We start from the raw sequence: 16250 nt of genomic DNA, 5'->3' as shown, positions 1-16250 counted from the left end.
GCCAGCGGGAGTTAAGCGGCTTGAAGTTCCGGCTCCGGCTTGTTGATCCAGACCTGTTTGGGCAGGTCGAGGATCTTGGGTAGGAGCCGGTCGGTGCCGAAGCGTTCCGGGTGGGCTGCGCGGGCCGCGGCGAGGGTGTCCTCGCGGTCGGCGCGGACCGTGTGGTGGCGGCCGTGGTGGACCTCGGCGGGGGTGTGCAGGCCGATTCCGGAATGCCGGTGGCAGTTGTTGTACCAGGTCACGAAGTCGGTCATGAACACCCGCGCGTCCGCGAGGGACGCGAACCGGTCCGGGAAGACCGGCGCGTACTTCAACGTCTTGAACCAGGCCTCGCTGTAGGGATTGTCGTTGGACACCTTCGGCCTCGAGTGTGACCGGGTCACGGTCAGGTCTTCGAGCAGGTCCGCCACCGATTTCGAGGTCATCGACGTACCCCGGTCGGCGTGAACCACGTGCGGGATGCCGTGGACGTCGAACACCTCCCGCATCATCGACGCCGCGAGCGGGCCGGACTCACGGGAGTGCACCCGGACGCCGACGATGTAGCGGGAGTAGACGTCGATCATCACGTAGGCGTCGAAGTAGGAGCCCTTCACCGGGCCGGCCAGCTTCGTGATGTCCCAGCTGAACACCTGCCGTGGCCCGTCGGCGACCAGCTCCGGGCGAGCGCGGGCCGGATGTCGGGCCAGCCGGCGACGCTCACGGACCTGCCGGTGCTCACGCAGGATCCGATACATCGTCGCGATCGAGCCGACGTAGACGCCCTGGTCGAGCAGAGCGGCGTAGACCTGTGCCGGAGCAGCGTCGACGAACTGCGGACTGTCCAGCAGCCGCAGCACCCGGTCGCGTTCGGCCGGGGTGAACGCGTTCGCCGGCACCGGACGCGGCGAAGGTGACGGGCTCGGCCGGCGCCGGTCCCGATCGGCGCTGGACCGGCAGATGCCGGTCATCACCGCCGCAGCCCGGGTCGTGGTCCCCGCACCCGTCAACGCCTGGAAGGCGTCCATCAGCGCTTGCCGAGCCCGAAGACGTCCGGACCGTCCGGCTCGCTCCTGGAGATGTCCTCCAAGAGCTCGTGCGCTTTTCCCATGATCGTCAACGCCGTCTCCGTCCGCGCCAGCTTCGCCTGCGCCAGCGCCAGCTCCCGCCGCAACCGGGCGATCTCGGCCTGCTCGACACTGGGCCGCCCGACCGTCTCACCAGCAGGTTTACCCTGCAACAATCCCGCGTCCCGGGACCGGCGCCACTCCGACATCAACGATGAGTACAAGCCCTCGCGCCGCAGAAACGCCCCGCCCTCACCGGCCGCGACGGCCTGCTCATAGCCGGCCAGCAACTCCAGCTTCTGCCCCGGCGTGAACGACCGGCGTGCCCGAGGCCCGTCCGCACGCGGACCCTTCTTGCGACTCATGACCCCATCCTGGACGGCCACGACGTCAACAGCAGTATTCAACGACTCTCGATCCTGAACTCGCCCTGTCCGGCGGACTTGCTATGAGCCGCTGGCCCCAACTCACCCTGACAGACAGGGGATCGGGTGGCCGCGGCGGCCACCAGCAGGCTGCCGTACGACCAGATCGTCGGCTCGGCCACCATGCTCGACGCCCTCGGCGACGAGAAGTTCGACGTGATCGTCGACCCGGTCGGTGGGCGGGTCCGCACCCAGAGCCTGCAACTGCTTGCCCCGGGCGGCCGGCTGCTGCTGGTCGGCAACGCCAGTGGTGACTGGGAGCACGGCGTCAACGGCAACACGATCTGGCAGGGCAACGTCATCGTGGCCGGCTTCAACGCCGGTGGCTACCTGCCGGCGCACCCGGAAGCCGTTCCCGACGCCGCGGCCGCCGCCCTGACGGCCACGGCCTCCGGGCTCGCCGACACCGAGATCGAGTTGCTACCCCTCGCCGAGGCGGCGACCGCTCACCAACGACTGCAAGAGCACACGGCCCCAGGCCGCGTCGTCCTCGTCCCGTAAGGCCGCTTCACCCTCGGCCCGCATCGCTTCGTCCGATTCCACAGGAGAACATCGTGAGCACACGCCCCAAGAACAACTTCGCCACGAAGTTGGCCGGCCGGCTCGGACAGCGGATGCTGAAGCTTCCGCCGGCCGTCACCCGCGACGTGACCGTCGAACGGGACATCCCGATCACCGTCGGGGACGGCGTCACCCTGCTCGCCGACCATTGGGCGCCCGCAGCCTCCGCCGGCACTCCGTTGGACCAGTTGCCCACCGTGGTGGTGCGCACCGCGTACGGGCCGGGAGGTCCGCTGGGCTGGATGTACGGACGCGCCATCGCCGAGCGGGGCATGCATGTGCTGATGGTGCGCAGCCGTGGCACCTTCGGCTCCGGCGGCACGTTTCTGGCCATGCGCCACGAGCGTGAGGACGGCCTGGCCACCCTGCGCTGGCTGGCCGGACAGCGGTGGGCCAAGGGCGGCGTGGTGCTGGCCGGCTCCAGTTACTTCGGCTACACCCAGTGGGCGATCGCCGCCGAATCACCGGTGCAGGTCAAGGCCATGATCCCGCACATCTCCTCATCACGGCTGGCGCTGACCCTGCTGCGCCCCGGCCGGTTCGAGCTCGACACGCTGACCAACTGGGTGTGGAACACCGAGACTCAGGAGCGGCCACGAGCGTTGCTGCGCTCCATGCTCGGCCTGGACCGTAGACACGTCACGGCCGCGATGAACACACTTCCCCTGACCGACGTCGACAAGGCGCTGCTCGGCCACCAGTCGCCGTTCTTCCAGGAGACGTTGCGCCACGACCAGAACGACCCGTACTGGAAGGACGCCGACCACAGCGGCACCGTCGGTGACGTGACCGTGCCGGTCAGCTCGATCACCGGCTGGTACGACATCTTCCTGACCGACCAGTTGCATGACTTCCAGGCCCTGGCCGACGCCGGCCGCAACCCCCGGCTGACCGTCGGCCCGTGGTGGCACGCCGACCCGGCGGGCATGGGCGCCGCGATCGGGCAGGTGGTCGATTGGGGTGCCGCCCTTGCGGGCGGCGAGCAGCCAGCCGAGCGGGCACCAGTACGGCTGTTCGTGATGGGCATCAAGCAGTGGCGCGACTTCGACCAGTGGCCGCCCGCGGGCTACCCGCAGCAGCGCTGGCACCTGCGCTCCGGCGGCGCGCTGGAACGCGGCGTGAACCCGGCCGCGCCGCCGAGCACCTTCACCTACGACCCGAACGACCCGACCCCGTCGGTGGGCGGGCCGAAGCTGGACGGTAACGGTCCCGGTCCCAAGGACAACCGGCCGCTGGAGAAACGACCCGATGTGCTGACCTTCACCTCACCGGTGCTCGAGTCCGACCTGGAAGTCATCGGCGAGGTCACGGCACAGGTGTGGCTACGCGCCGACCGGCCCAGCTGCGACCTGTTCGTCCGGCTCTGCGACGTCGACGAACGCGGCAAGTCGATCAACATCTGCGACGACCTGGTCACCGTCCGGCCCGACGGCACCACCGAAGTCACCGTGCAGCTGTCACCCACCGCGTACGTCTTCCAGCGCGGCCACCGCCTGCGCATCCAGATCTCCGCCGGGGCATTTCCCCGTTTCGCCCGCAACCTCGGCAGCGACGAACCGATCGCGACAGCCACGAAAGCCCACATCACCCACCTCGAAATCCTGCACGACGACGCCCACCCCTCCGCCGTGCTGCTGCCCACGAATCGTTCATCAGAGGGCCGCGGTGGCAGGTGATCGGTGGGAGCCGGTAGGTGGACGGCGAAGCGGGTTCCCTCGCTCGGATCGCTGTGCACGGTGATGGTGCCGTGGTGGGCGTGCACGAGGGTCTGGGTAATGGCCAGGCCGAGGCCGGCGCCGTGAGCGATGCGGCTGTGGTGTCCGGGGTGACCTGCGCTTGCCACTCGAAGATCCGGCCGAGCTGGTCGGCAGGGATACCGCGGCCGTGGTCGGCGACCGTGAACGTGGTGACGGCACGGTCGCTTCCGCAGGTGAACGTGACGGTGCCGCTGGGTGGGGAGAACTTGACCGCGTTGGTGACCCGGTTGACCAGGGCCCGGCAGATACGGTGCGGGTCGACGTGAGCGGAAGGTCGGGGACATCGATTGCCAGGACGGACCCCGGCGGCACGGGCGAGGGGGCCGGCGGGTGTCGGCGACCTGACGGGCGATGCCGCCGGTAGTGGTGAGCTCGGGCCGCACCACGAAGGTGCCCGACCGCTGCCGGTCCACGTCGATCAGGTCGTTGGCGATGTACAGCATCCGGTCGGCGTTACGCTGCATCAGGCGGATGAGCGCCTCGACAGCGCAGGGCAGTTGTTCGTCGCCGAGTATTTCCAGGGTGCCCAACACGGCCAGCAGGGGATTGCGGAGTTCAGGGCTGACGATGCTCAGCAGCCTCTCCAGTTGCGCGGTGCGGGCCCGGACCCGGGTCTCGAGGTCGCGGTTGATAAGCCGCACGTTCTCGATGGCGACGCAGGTGGTGTCCGCGAGGGCTTGCACGAGGGCGACCTCGTCCGGGCCGGCGGCGTGATGGCTGGCCCGGCAGACGCCGATGGCGCCGATCGGATCGTGGGCACGGATGGGCACCATGATCAAGCTGCGGACGAAGATGGGCCGGTAGGCGTCGTGCGGTATCCGCGGGTCGGCATAGATGTCAGGAATGACGACGCTTCGCCGGTTCAGCATGGCCCACCCGCTGATGCACGCGCGTAGGAGGAACCGCTGGCCCTTCCACAGAGGTCGCAGGTTCAAAGCCTGTCAGCCCGCCGGCAGCGCGAACCTGCTGGTCGCTACCTCAACCAAGGCCGCGCCGATGCGATCCGCACACCACCCTCACCGCGCCGGCTGGTGTCGTGGCTGATGACCAAACCCGGACCTACCCGCCCATCACCGCCAGCATCTAGACGATCTCCTCGCCTCCTGCGCGCACCTGACCGTCCTCGCCGAGCGCGTCCAGCACCTCGCCGGCCTGCTCACCGGCCGCCGCGGAAAGGAACTCGACGTCTGGATGACCCGCGTCGATGCCGACGACCTGCCCGCTCTGCATGGATTCGTCCACGGCCTGCGCATGGACCTGCCCGCCGTCGTGGCCGGCCTGACCCTGCCCTACGGCAACGGCCCGATCGAAGGCACCAACACCCAGGTCAAGTTCCTGAAACGGCAAATGTACGGCCGTGCCGGCTTCGGCCTCCTACGCCAGCGAATCCTGCTCGCATAGGCAGATCACCTCGACCACCGTTTCTGCGCCAGAGCCGTCATCTTGACAGCCCCCTTCTTGGGTCGCCGGCGCCCTGGTGTGGCGTGGCCGGGTTCGGCTATGCGTACGGGTCGAGTCTGAATTCCTGTCGGCCGCGCCTCAGCCCGATAGCGGCGCAGTCCCGCCGATGATGCCCGCGCCGATGGGGCCGGGCCGGTGTGCCGGCCCGGCCCCATGCTGTGGATCAGTCGTTGTAGGTCGGCACCGCGGTGATCAGGTGCTGGGTCCAGCCTCTCTCGTCGACCCAGGGGCCGTAGGTGAGATCGTCACCGTTGCCGTCGTAAGGGTCGGCGTCGATGTACGGTCGGAGGCCGCCGTTGTCCGCGCGGCCGAGGTAGTAGCCCTGACCACCGGAGATCAGCTGGTTCACGCTGGACCACCGGCCCGGCTTGAGCTCGTAGCGGCTGGGGTCGCCGGTCTTCGGGACGTAGTACGACAGCAGCGAGCCGTCGTTGGAGACCGCGAGCAGCCGTTTCGGGGCGATGGCGGTCAGGGTGGACAGGGTGTAGCCGCGTCCGAAGACGGTGCGCTGGCCGATGCTCACGTCGGTGGGCTTGGGGCGGCTGACCACGTAGCGCATCAGGTGTCCGTCGGCCACCCCGTACAGGTAGGCGCCGTCGAAGGCCAGCAGTTCGTGGGTCCATCCGGTTTCCAGTGCTTCGGCGGTCCGGTTGAACTGCAGCGATGCCTTGTTGGTGATGACGTCGATGCGGTACAGGCCACCCGCGGGTGAGGTGGCGAGCAGGGTGTTGTGGTTGAGCGCGACGATGGCCTTGGGCAGGAAGCCGATCTTGTCGGTGGAGGTGACCGTGTGCACTCGCTTGTTAGTGGTGGGGTCGACCACGGCGTAGTAGAGCTCGCCGCTGTCGAGCACGCCGTAGACGCCGACCGGATCGCGTGGCGCCACCGTGGCGCAGTTGCGGCTCTCCACCACGCGTGAGGTGCTGGTCCCGTCGTCGGTGATGCCCGACGGGCTGCCGTTGAAGTAGGACTCGGTCTTCGCGCCGTTCAGGAGCTGTTCGTAGTGCAGGTGTGCGGCGCTGGAACTGCCGGTGTTGCCGACCTTGCCGATCTGCTGGCCGCGGCTGACGGTGTCGCCTTCGTTGACCGCCGCGGGAGCCACCATGTGCAGGTACAGGGTCTGCCAGCCGTTGCCGTGGTCGATGCGTACGCCGTTGCCGCCGCCGTTGGTGTAGCCCTTGTTGACGACCTTGCCGCCGTAGGACGCCAGGATCGGCCGGTTGAGGGCCTCACCCACGATCGGGAACATGTCGATGTCGTAGTCGTCGTGGCCCGGGTAGGTTCCGAGTCGCCATTTGTCGCCGCAGGCGAAGGGGAGCTGGAACAGCGGGCGGCTGGCGGCGGCGGTGACCGCCGGGTCCTCGGACATGGTGCCGGGTTCGGCTGCGGCGGGCGCCGTGAGCCCCAGGAGCCCAAGACTGGTGAGGGCGAGAGCGGCTGCTGCGCCGCGGTACGAGAGAGTGCGCACGATTGTCTGCTTTCGAGGGTGACGGTGGTGTGGAGGGGAGAGGGCGCGTCAGCGGCCGGGGACCGCGGCGAGCAGTGCCTGGGTCCAGCCGCCCGTGTTGATCAGCGGGCCGATCTTCACGTCGGCGAGACTGTTGTTGTCCGGGTTCGGGTCCTCGTACTGGCGCAGGGCGCCGCTGACCGTCCGGCCGTAGAACCACCGTCCGTTGCTGGCCAGGACCGCGTCCCAGCTGCGGGTGAAGTCGGCGCGGGCGGTGTGTTCCACCAAGGCGTTGTCGTCCTCGTAGCTGTAGCGGTGCAGGTCGCTGGCGGTGCTCACGGCGAGCAGCTCACCGCGGCTGATGCCGGCGATGGCCCGGTGCGTGTAGCCGCGGCCCAGGTCCTGCGGGACGCTGATGGTGCCCTCGGTGGGCTTCTGCCGGCTGATGAACGCGCGGTGCAGATGGCCGACGGCGGCGTTGATGCCGTACACATAGGCCCCGTCGGAGGCGAGCCGGTCGAAGTTCCATCCGGTGTCGGTGACGAGCACCGGGTCGTTGAAGACGAGCGAGTCGCGGTTGGTGATGACGTCGACCCGGTACAGGGCGCTGCCGCGGGTCAGGAGCAGGGTGTTGAAGTTCAGCGCGGTCATCGCGGCCGGTGCCCATGGCAGTTTCCGGGTCGAGGTGACGATGCCGGTGAAACCGTCCTGGGAGTTGATGGTGGAGAAGGTCAGGAACTGGTCGTCGGTGACGCCGTAGACGGGGGTGATGTGCGGCGGCCCGGCGTTCTCCCAGAGGGCCGAGACGATCTTCTCGGCGTTGGCGGCCTGCGGCTGGTAGCGGTCCGGGAACGCCGAGACCTGCACCTTCTGGCAGACCTTGCCGATCTCCTCGTTCTTCCAGGAACCGTTGGGGTACTTGCGTTTCATCGCGGCCAGGAAGGCGTTGGTCGACCAGGCCGGGTCGAGGCGGTTTTCCTGGGACCCCCACGGATCGCGCTGCTGGAAGAGGCCGACACTGTCGCGGTCGCCGCCGTCCCAGTTGTTCATGCGGCTTTCCACGATGGTGGTCGTGATGGCGATGACCGCGGCGCGGCGGTCCCAGTTGCCGTTGCGCACGGTGTCGACGACCGCGCGGGCGCAGGAGATCTGGTACGCGTTGACGGTGCCCACGAGATCGCCGGTGAGCTGGGGGCTGAGGGCGGCGGCGAGGCGGCTGTCCTCGCTGGACGGGCCGCTGTCCTGGCAGGCGATCGGGTTCAGGGCGGCCATCGCGGCGGTGTCGGAGGACAGCGGCACGACGGGGGCCGGAGGGGCCGCCACGGCGGGCAGGGCGGCCAGGCAGCCGGTGACCGCCGACAAGGCGATGCCCAGACTGCGATGGAGCAGGCTCATGGGTTCTCCAGTGACAGGCACGGTGGTCCCGTGCGGGTTGTTGGACGGCCCGAGGGCAGCAGGGAGCGTGCCGGGTCGCGGTGTGCGTGCCGGCGGGCCGGTGGAAAGGACGTCGAGGGGATCCGGCGGGGGTGGTCAGGCGGAGGGCGGCGACACGTAACCGGAGATGAGGAGGTCGTCCGCGCCCATCCGGGCGGTTTCCGGGTCGATGGTTCGCTTGGTGACCTTGTTGGAGACGTTGCCGCCGACGACGGTGAGGGTGCCGTCGGGACGCACCGACGTCACGACGTCGACATGGCCGCCGCCGGTGGCCTGGGGCGGCCCGTAGATCACCCAGTCGCCGATCTTCGGGCTGCCGTGGGTGCTGCTGGACCGCCACTTGAACAACCGGTTGTCGACGCCCCACTTGCCCAGTCCCTGGGCGAAGTACTGGCCGCGCGGCACGCCGGAGATTCCAGCCGAGAGCCAGGTCCAGGTGGCGAACATCGCGCACCAGGCGACCGCGCCGCCGTTGCAGTCGCTGTTGTAGCGGTCGCAGGCCGACTCGGGGGTGCCGACCTCGCCGAGAGCGAGAGTGGCGATCTTGCTGCGGATCCGGTTTCCGGAGTCGACCGACGTGCAGGTGGCCGGCTGCGCAGACAACAGGTACTGGGTCCAGCCGCGTGAGGCGACCGGGTCGTCGAGGTGGTAGGAGATGTCGGAGCCGGAGCCGTCGGCCGGGTTGTCGTCCTCGTACCAGTACATCGCGCCGTCGGGGTTCTTGCCGTAGTACAGCCCGCCGCCCGGTGACACCAGGTTCTCGAAGCTCTGCCAGCCGTCGCCGTCGAGTCCCTGGCGGGTGTGAACGCCGGCGGCGTTGATGGAGTAGCTGATCAGCTCGCCGGTCGCGGTGGTGGCGATCAGCCGGTCGTCGCCGGTGGCGGCGAGGGTCTTCAGCGTGAAACCGCCGGATCCGATCTCCCGGCGCTGGCCGATCTGGTCGGCGCCCGGCTTGTCGCGCGAGACCAGGTACTGCAGCAGCTGCCCGCCGGTGGTGACGCCGTACAGGTGTCCCTTGCCGTCGAAGGTGAGCAGCTTGTGCGTCCAGCCGCCTTCGATGCGGTCGGAGACGCTGAAGTCGAGCGAGGCCTTGTTGGTGCCGACGTCGATGCGGTACAGCCCGCCGTTGGGTGAGGTGACGAGGACGGTGTTGAAGTTGAGTGTCGCCATGGCGACCGGTGTGAAGCCGATCGTGCTGGTCGACGTGACGACATGGTCGAGGTTGCCGTTGTCGGGGTCGATCACCGTGTAGGTGAGGCGGCCGTCGGCGAGGGCACCGTACACCGAGACGTCCGCGGTGCAGCGGGCCTGGGCGAACGCGGGCGTACTGGGGGCGACGACGGCGACGACGCCGGTCCCGGCCATCAGGGTGAGGACGGGAATGATCGACCGGAATGACCGGCCGCGGAAAGGACGCATGTAACGGCTCCGATGTGCCGAAGGGGCGTTGGCGAGCTTGTTCATGCAGCGTCGCGGTGTGCGCTTCAACGGTTCTGCAGCTGCGCTGCAGGCGTGCTGCAGCTACCGTGAGGATTCGGTGACCTCGCGGCCGAACAGTGCGGTCAGGCCGGTCATCCGATAGCGCTGGCCGTCCGGGCCGGCGTCCAACTGCTCGAGTAGCTGGACGTCCACGAGCCGCTCGGTGAGCCGCTCGGCGAGCGACGGTTGCGGGGCGGCCGGAGGTGAGGCGCTGAGCAGCCGCGTCACCGTCGGGACGGAGAGCTCCGGAGTGCCCAGCCGGCTCAGGCGCCGGAACAGCTGTGCCTCGGCGTCGGTGAGCCGCCGGTAGCTGCCGTGGATGCGGGCCCGCACGTCGAGATCACCGGTCGTGAGTTCGTCGAGCCGGCGGCGGTCGTCGCGCAGCCGGTCGGCCAGGTCCGCCAGCCGCCAGTGAGGCCGGCCGGCGAGCCGGGCTCCGGCCGCGCGTACCGCCAGGGGCAGCCCTTCGCAGGCGTGCAGGATGGCGCCGGCGGCGACCGGCTCAGCGGCCGTGCGGGCGGCGCCGATCGTGCCGGTGAGCAGGTGCAGCGCCGCGGCGGCGGCGAGCGGGCCGAGGTGCGCCGTGGCGGTGGCGTCGAGGCTCGGCAGTCGTGGGCGGCTGGTCACCAGCACCGCGGTGCCCGGCTGGGCACACAGGAACGGCCGGACCTCCGCGGCACCGCCCACGTCGTCGAGGACGATGAGCACCCGCCGCCCGGCCAGTGTCGTGCGGAGCATCGCGGCGAGCTCGTCGACGTCCCGCGGCAGCCTGGTGGCGGCTCCCAGCGAGCGCAGCAGCATGGCAAGCGCGTCGGCGACCGGTGTACGCGGGCCCGGCCCGGACGCGCGTACGGCGATGAACAGCTGACCGTCGGGGAAGTGGTGCTGCACCGACCCGGCGGCGGTGAGCGCCAGCGCGGACTTGCCGATGCCGGCGGGTCCGGAGACGACCACGACGGCGGGCCGGTCGTTGTCGTACGCGGCCCGGAGTGCCGCCTGCAACCGTGACGTCTCCGCGGCGCGGCCGGCGAACAGCAGCGGCGGTGGCGGCAACTGGCGTGGTGGCTCGCCGGCCGGTGCCGGGCTCACGGTCACGGCTGGTTCGGCCGCCATCAGCAGCGGATCGGCGTGCAGGATCTTGCGGTGCAGTTCCTGCAGTTGCGGGCCCGGCTCGACGCCCAGTTCCTCGCTCAGCACCAGGTAGCCGTCCTGGAAAACCTGAAGGGCCTCCCCTTGGCGGCCGAGCTGGTAGAGCGACCGCATCAGCAGGGCCCGCAGCCCTTCGCGCAAGGGGTGTGCCGCCACCAGCTCGGTCAGTTCGGCGACCAGGCCGCCGGTCGGCCCGACCTGAGCGTCGGCGTCGATGCGCCGTTCCAGCACGGCCAGCCGCGCTTCGTCGAGCCGGGCCGCCGCCGCACGGAACAGTGGTGTGCCCAGCCCGTCGAACGCCGGGCCACGCCAGTGCCCGAGCGCCTCGCGGAACAGTGCCGCGGCGCGGCGATGATCGCCGTTGGCCGCGGCCTGTTCGCCGCTCGCGCTGAGCTGTTCGAAGGCGTGCAGATCGAGGTCGCCGTCGGGGACGCGGACCACGTATCCGGGGGCCCGGGTCAGGATCGGGCTCGGGCCGGCTGCCGTGAGCGAGCTCATCAGCCGCCGCAACCCCGAGACATAGGTCTGTACCAGGCCCGCGGCGCTGGCCGGTGGTTGTTCTCCCCAGATGGCGTCGACCAGACGGCCGGCCGAGACGACCATGTTCGCGTTGAGCAGCCCGGCGCCGAGCAGCGCCTGCTGTTTGACCGATGGCAGTGCCAGGGACCGGTCGTGGAACCGCAGTTCCACCGGGCCGAGGACACCGAATCGCAATGCGGTGCCGTTCATCGTCTGCACTTCTCCCCCGTGGTGACGATGCGGTTGTCAGTAGCGCATGGGCTGCGCCGAGAGCACGGTCTGGACCCAGCCGCCGGTGTCGACGGGGTTCTGTCCGCGCAGGTCGTCGCCGTCGCCGTCGAACGGTGACCCGTCGACGTAGAAGGAGAGGCTGCCGTCGCGGCGTTGGCCGTAGTACAGGCCGCCGCCGGGGGAGAGCAGCGCGTCGAAGACCTGCCAGGTGCTGGAGCGCAGTTCGTAGCGGTCCCAGTCGCCGCCGCCCTTGATGCGGTACGAGACCAGCTCGCCGTCGCTGGTGGTGCCGAGCAGCCAGTCCGGGCCGGTCGCGGTGAGGGTCTTGAGGACGAAGCCGGTGCCGATGAGGCCGTCGCTGGTGATGGCCGAGGCCGCCGGCTTGTTGCCGACGACGGTGTATCGGCGCAATTCGCCGTCGGCGATGCCGTAGAGATCACCGTGGCCGTCGTAGGCGAGCAGCTGGTGGGTCCATCCGCCGTCAAGGTGGACCGGCGCGTTGAACGTCAGGGACGTGTTGTTGGTGATGACGTCGACCCGGTAGAGCTGGCCGCCAGGTGAGGTGAGCAGGATGGTGTTGAAGTTCAGCGTCGCCATCGCCACCGGGGTGAACCCGACCGTGGCGGTGGAGACCACGGTCTTCAGCCTCCGGCCGCCGCCCGGTTCGATGGCCGTGTAGGTGAGCCGGCCGTCGGCGAGTGCGCCGTAGACCGAGACGGCGCCCGGCGCGCCGATCCGCTCGTACCGGATGGGCGTGTAGCCGGCGTAGCCGTTCCAGGTGCGTTCGACGGCTCGGCCGACTCCGGCGGTCTGCTCGATGACGACCGGTCTGGTGCGGTCGCTGTCGGCCCACCGCACGAACAGCGCGGCGTGGTTGGTGTGCGGGTCGCCGGTGTAACGCAGCAGGGCATCCCCGGGCAGCAGGTCGGCGGCCGGGATGCGGGTGCTGCGCTCGTCGAGGTTGACCGTCGCCCAAGTGTCGCCGAGCCCTCCCAGGCCCCAGGCCATCGAGATCAGGCCCGAGCAGTCGGTACGGTAGTCGCCGTAGCCGTTGGTGTAGCAGCGGTCCTGCGCGTAGGTGACGTCGTCGGCCACCCAGCTGCGAGCCCGAGCGACGGCGCCGGCCCGGGTGACGTAGGCGTCCTCGCCGTTCTCGCCGCAGCGACCCGAGTGGTAGCTGCCGGACGCCTGGGCCGGCCCGGCGACCAGCAGGCCCCCGACGGTCACCAGCGACACCAGCAGCGCGCGAGCGGCCCTGTGCACATTTACCATGATGAAACCCTCCCCGTTGTGTCGGGGCTAGGTTGCGGTCCGGTACTGATCCGCGACTGGAGGCCCTACACCCGTACCTGACCCGTACTGCGCCCGTACTACGCTGCGGTCGTGGACCACGGCGATCTTCAATTCGGCGCCCGGCTGCGCCAGTTGCGTGAACAGGCCGGTCTCACCCAGTCCGAGCTGGCCGAACGCGCTGGAATCAGCCTCGCCGCGGTCCGCGACCTGGAGCAGGGACGCAGCCGCAGCCCTCGACCGTCGTCGATCACGGCACTGGTCGCGGCACTGGACCTCGAACCGGCCGCCCGTGCCGCGCTGCTACGGTCGGCAGCCCGTGCCCGGCCGGAGCCGGCGCCACGGCCGGCGCCGGAAGGGGAGGCCGGAATCCTGGTGCTGGGTCCACTGGAGACGTTCGTCGGTGCCGAACGCGTCGACCTCGGCTCCGGACGGCACTGCGTGGTGCTGACCCGCCTCGCACTGACCCCCAACACCGCCGTGCACCGTGACGAGCTCGTCGACCTGTTGTGGGGCCGCGACGTCCCGTCGTCTGCGGTCAACCTGATCCAGACCTACGTGAGCCGGCTACGCCGGGCACTGGAGCCCTCGCGCACGGCCCGCGGCACGTCGCACCTGGTGTCGCTGGTGCGCGGCGCGTACCGGCTCAACGTCACCGACGACCAGGTCGATCTGTTGCGACTACGACGGCTGGCCGCCCGCGCCGAGGCCACGACCGAGGCCGACGCGGCCCTCGCCCTGCTCGAGGAGGCCCTCGGACTGTGGCGCGGCGGCCCGGACGCCACCGAACTGCAGGGCACGCCACTGGTCGCCCAACTCGGCGACGAGCACCTGACAATGGTGCTGCGCCACGCCGACCTCGCCTACCGGACCGGCCGGGCCGAGAGCGCGCTGCCGCGGCTGCGGGTGCTGGCCGGGCGGCACCGGCTGCACGAGCCGCTGCAGGCCCGGCTGATCATCACGCTGGCCGCGTCGGGGCGACAGGCCGAAGCGCTCGCGGCATATGACGGCATCCGTCAGGAGCTCGCCGACGAGCTCGGCATCGACCCCGGCCCGGACCTCGTCGAAGCGCACCGGGGGGTCCTGCGGCGGCGATGGCTGCGCGCGGCACCCGCCCCGGCACCCCAGCCCCGTACCGCACCGGTGTTCCAGGCGCCGGCGCCGCCGGCGGACTTCACCGGCCGCGCCGACCATCTCGATCAGGTCGTCGACCTGCTCGGGTCCGGGACGGTGTGCGTCATCTCCGGTGTGGCCGGCGTCGGCAAGACGGCCCTGGCGCTGCAAGCCGCCCAGCGGCTGCGTACGGCGTACACCGACGGGCAGCTCTACATCGACCTGCAGGGCGCCGGCCCGCAACCGGTCGCACCGCTCGTCGCCCTGGCCCGGTTCCTGCGGGCGCTCGGCGTCGAAGGCCGCCGTATCCCGGCCGACGCCGCGGAGGGTGCCGCGCTGTTGCGCAGCACGCTCACCGACCGGCGGATGCTGATCATTCTCGACAACGCCCGCGAGGCCGCGCAGGTGCTGCCGCTGCTGCCGGGCGTCGGCGGCTGCGCAGTGCTGGTGACCAGCCGCCGGACCCTGGCCGACCTGTCCAGCACGAAGATCGTCAGGCTGACCGGCTTCACACCCGGCGAAGCGCTCGACCTGCTGGCCCAGGCCGCCGGAGAGGCCCGGGTCGCGGCCGAGGCCGAGGCAGCCCGGGAGCTGACGCAGCTGTGCGGACTGCTGCCGATCGCGTTGCGGGTCGCCGGCGGCCGGCTCGCCGCCGGTTCGGCGTGGACGATCCGCTCGCTGGTCGATCGGCTCCGCGACGAGAAGAGCCGGCTGCGTGAACTGCACGTCGGTGACACCCGCGTCAGCGCGAGCTTCGAATTGAGCTATGCCGACCTGACTCCGGCGGCGGCGCGGGCGTTCCGGCTGCTCGCGCTCGTACCGGGGACCGACTTCACCGTGGACGCCGCGACCGCGCTGCTGGGCACCGACGCCCACGCGCCGATCAGTAACCTGCTCGACGGCAACCTTCTGCAGACGTCGCGGACCGGCCACTTCCGGTTTCACGACCTACTGCGGCTGTTCGCCGCGCAACGCTGCGAGGAGCAGGACCCGGCGCCGGTACGGGCGGCCGCGCTGGACGGTCTGCGCCGGCACTATCTCGACCATGCCGCAGCCGCCCTGCTGTTGATCTATCCGGCGATGGTGCGCCTGCCCTACGAGCCGGAGCACACCTTCGACAGCATCGACGACGCGCTCGCCTGGCTGGACGCGGAAATCGACAACATCGTCGCCGCGGTACGGCTGGGTGGCCCGTACGCATGGCGGATCGCCGACCAGTTGCGGGGATACTTCTTCATCCGCCGCACCGGCGTGCCCTGGCTCGGCACCGCCCAGGCCGGGCTGGCCGCCGCCGACGAGGCCGGTGACGCCCAGGCCCGGGCCGCGATGCATCAGACGCTGGGTCAGGCACAGTGGTCGGTCGGCCGCCACGAGGAGGCGCTGCGCCGGTACGGCGACGGCGAACGGCTGGCGCAGCAGGCCGGCTGGCATCTGGCCGCGGCCTACCTGCGGCACAACATCGGTCTCGTGCAAGCCGAGCTGGGCCGCATCGCCCCGGCGCAGGAATCCTTCGAGCAGGCGCTGCAGTTGAGCCGCCGGCATGGTTTCCAGCACGTCGAAGCGGTAACCCTCAACGATCTCGGTGCGATGTACCACGACCAGGGCCGGCTAGCCGAAGCGGCCGAACACTTCACCCAGGCGTTGCGGGTCAACACCACGCAGGTGCGGCAGCGGTCGGCGCTGGCCAACCGCAGCAACCTCGGCATGGTGTTGCGTCAGCTCGGTGACTACGACGCGGCGATGCAACATCTGCGCAGTGCCCTGGACGGCTACCGGGACCTCGGCGAGGCACACGGCGAACTGTCGGTCCTCGATGAGATCAGCCAGGTCTACGGTCAGCGCGGTGAGCACCGGGCGGCGGTGTCGGCCGCGCGAGAAGGGCTGGAGCTGGCGAGGCTCACCGGCGACCGGCGTGCCGAGACGGCATTGCTGACCACCACCGGCGAGGCGTTGCTGGGTGCCGGTTCACCGGCTGCCGCGTTGCCCCAGTTCGAGGAGTCGTACGCGTTGGCAACCGAGTTGACCTACCCCTACTTCCAGTCGCGGGCCCAGATCGGGGTGGCCCGTGCCCGGCTGGAGCTGGGGGACACCAGCGGCTGGCTGGCCCCGGCGCGGGCAGCGCTGGCCGGTGCCCGCGCCGGCGGCTATCGGCTGCTCCAGGCCGATGCGCTGCTCACTCTGGCTCGCGGCAGTGTGGCCGTCGGCCGGCCGGGAGAAGCCGAGTCGCTGGCCCGGGAGGCACTGGACATCGCCCGTGCCGCCGGTTCGCCGTCGCACGAGGCGGAGATCCTGCGGGAGTTGGAACAGGTGTGAGGCGAGCGCCGGTCCGTCCGGCGCG

11 protein-coding genes and 2 pseudogenes are annotated in these 16250 nt (G+C 70.3%); 4 read left to right on the top strand and 9 right to left on the bottom strand.

Annotated elements, in window-relative coordinates; genetic code table 11:
• Window positions 1-11: 11 nt before the first annotated feature.
• Window positions 12-1411, bottom strand: a protein-coding gene (locus ACQPZW_RS38005) for an IS3 family transposase (RefSeq protein ID WP_433788777.1) whose coding sequence is annotated in 2 segments (ribosomal slippage) — window positions 12-1078 and window positions 1078-1411 — 1401 coding nt in all. Because the reading frame shifts where the segments join, the coding sequence is not laid out codon by codon here.
• Between the two features lie 126 nt (window positions 1412-1537).
• Here ACQPZW_RS38005 and ACQPZW_RS38000 point away from each other — a divergent pair.
• Window positions 1538-1972 (top strand): zinc-binding dehydrogenase, encoded by a 435-nt coding sequence (locus tag ACQPZW_RS38000; RefSeq protein ID WP_433790852.1) that lies wholly within the window; start codon window positions 1538-1540, stop codon window positions 1970-1972.
• Between the two features lie 53 nt (window positions 1973-2025).
• Window positions 2026-3708: a CocE/NonD family hydrolase gene (locus tag ACQPZW_RS37995; protein ID WP_433790850.1), complete on the top strand. Its 1683-nt coding sequence runs from the start codon at window positions 2026-2028 to the stop codon at window positions 3706-3708.
• A gap of 220 nt (window positions 3709-3928) precedes the next feature.
• Here ACQPZW_RS37995 and ACQPZW_RS37990 read toward each other — a convergent pair.
• The 3 genes and pseudogenes from ACQPZW_RS37990 to ACQPZW_RS37980 form a co-directional block, all read right to left on the bottom strand.
• Window positions 3929-4024 (bottom strand): annotated as a pseudogene (locus ACQPZW_RS37990) (hypothetical protein); the annotation flags it as partial.
• A gap of 217 nt (window positions 4025-4241) precedes the next feature.
• A pseudogene (locus ACQPZW_RS37985) lies at window positions 4242-4658 on the bottom strand (GAF domain-containing protein); the annotation flags it as partial.
• Window positions 4659-4872: 214 nt separating this feature from the next.
• Window positions 4873-5019: a hypothetical protein gene (locus tag ACQPZW_RS37980; RefSeq protein WP_433797899.1), complete on the bottom strand. Its 147-nt coding sequence runs from the start codon at window positions 5017-5019 to the stop codon at window positions 4873-4875.
• Here ACQPZW_RS37980 and ACQPZW_RS37975 point away from each other — a divergent pair.
• Complete coding sequence (locus ACQPZW_RS37975) at window positions 4981-5190, top strand: transposase (protein ID WP_433790849.1); 210 nt, start codon at window positions 4981-4983, stop codon at window positions 5188-5190. The two genes, ACQPZW_RS37980 and ACQPZW_RS37975, sit on opposite strands and share 39 nt — an antisense overlap.
• A 223-nt stretch (window positions 5191-5413) precedes the next feature.
• Here ACQPZW_RS37975 and ACQPZW_RS37970 read toward each other — a convergent pair whose 3' ends face one another.
• The 5 genes from ACQPZW_RS37970 to ACQPZW_RS37950 all read right to left on the bottom strand — a co-directional run bounded on the left by ACQPZW_RS37970 (window position 5414) and on the right by ACQPZW_RS37950 (window position 12772).
• Window positions 5414-6718: a M23 family metallopeptidase gene (locus ACQPZW_RS37970; RefSeq protein WP_433790847.1), complete on the bottom strand. Its 1305-nt coding sequence runs from the start codon at window positions 6716-6718 to the stop codon at window positions 5414-5416.
• A gap of 48 nt (window positions 6719-6766) precedes the next feature.
• Window positions 6767-8092: a tachylectin-related carbohydrate-binding protein gene (locus ACQPZW_RS37965; protein WP_433790846.1), complete on the bottom strand. Its 1326-nt coding sequence runs from the start codon at window positions 8090-8092 to the stop codon at window positions 6767-6769.
• Window positions 8093-8227: 135 nt separating this feature from the next.
• The gene (locus tag ACQPZW_RS37960; RefSeq protein WP_433790845.1) at window positions 8228-9550 is read right to left on the bottom strand and encodes a tachylectin-related carbohydrate-binding protein; all 1323 of its coding nucleotides are present in this window, start codon (window positions 9548-9550) and stop codon (window positions 8228-8230) included.
• Window positions 9551-9652: 102 nt separating this feature from the next.
• Window positions 9653-11488: a BTAD domain-containing putative transcriptional regulator gene (locus ACQPZW_RS37955; protein WP_433790844.1), complete on the bottom strand. Its 1836-nt coding sequence runs from the start codon at window positions 11486-11488 to the stop codon at window positions 9653-9655.
• 36 nt (window positions 11489-11524) lie between these two features.
• A complete protein-coding gene (locus ACQPZW_RS37950) occupies window positions 11525-12772 on the bottom strand; it encodes a tachylectin-related carbohydrate-binding protein (protein ID WP_433790843.1) in 1248 nt (415 codons plus the stop codon).
• A 120-nt stretch (window positions 12773-12892) separates the two neighbouring features.
• Between ACQPZW_RS37950 and ACQPZW_RS37945 the strand changes: the two genes are divergently transcribed.
• Complete coding sequence (locus tag ACQPZW_RS37945) at window positions 12893-16225, top strand: tetratricopeptide repeat protein (protein WP_433790842.1); 3333 nt, start codon at window positions 12893-12895, stop codon at window positions 16223-16225.
• Window positions 16226-16250 lie beyond the last annotated feature (25 nt).

The organism is Actinoplanes sp. CA-252034, from assembly GCF_050956125.1.
GTDB lineage: Bacteria > Actinomycetota > Actinomycetes > Mycobacteriales > Micromonosporaceae > Actinoplanes.
Note: the sequence above shows the minus strand (reverse complement) of the source record. Positions and strands in the feature narration are given on the sequence as shown.

What these genes read in the sequence shown, in the direction of transcription:
- ACQPZW_RS37975 (WP_433790849.1), top strand. Translation starts at nt 4,981, where the DNA reads ATGACCCGCGTCGATGCCGACGACCTGCCCGCTCTGCATGGATTCGTC.
- ACQPZW_RS37980 (WP_433797899.1), bottom strand. Translation starts at nt 5,019, where the DNA reads ATGCAGAGCGGGCAGGTCGTCGGCATCGACGCGGGTCATCCAGACGTC.
- ACQPZW_RS37965 (WP_433790846.1), bottom strand. Translation starts at nt 8,092, where the DNA reads ATGAGCCTGCTCCATCGCAGTCTGGGCATCGCCTTGTCGGCGGTCACC.
- ACQPZW_RS37960 (WP_433790845.1), bottom strand. Translation starts at nt 9,550, where the DNA reads ATGCGTCCTTTCCGCGGCCGGTCATTCCGGTCGATCATTCCCGTCCTC.
- ACQPZW_RS37955 (WP_433790844.1), bottom strand. Translation starts at nt 11,488, where the DNA reads ATGAACGGCACCGCATTGCGATTCGGTGTCCTCGGCCCGGTGGAACTG.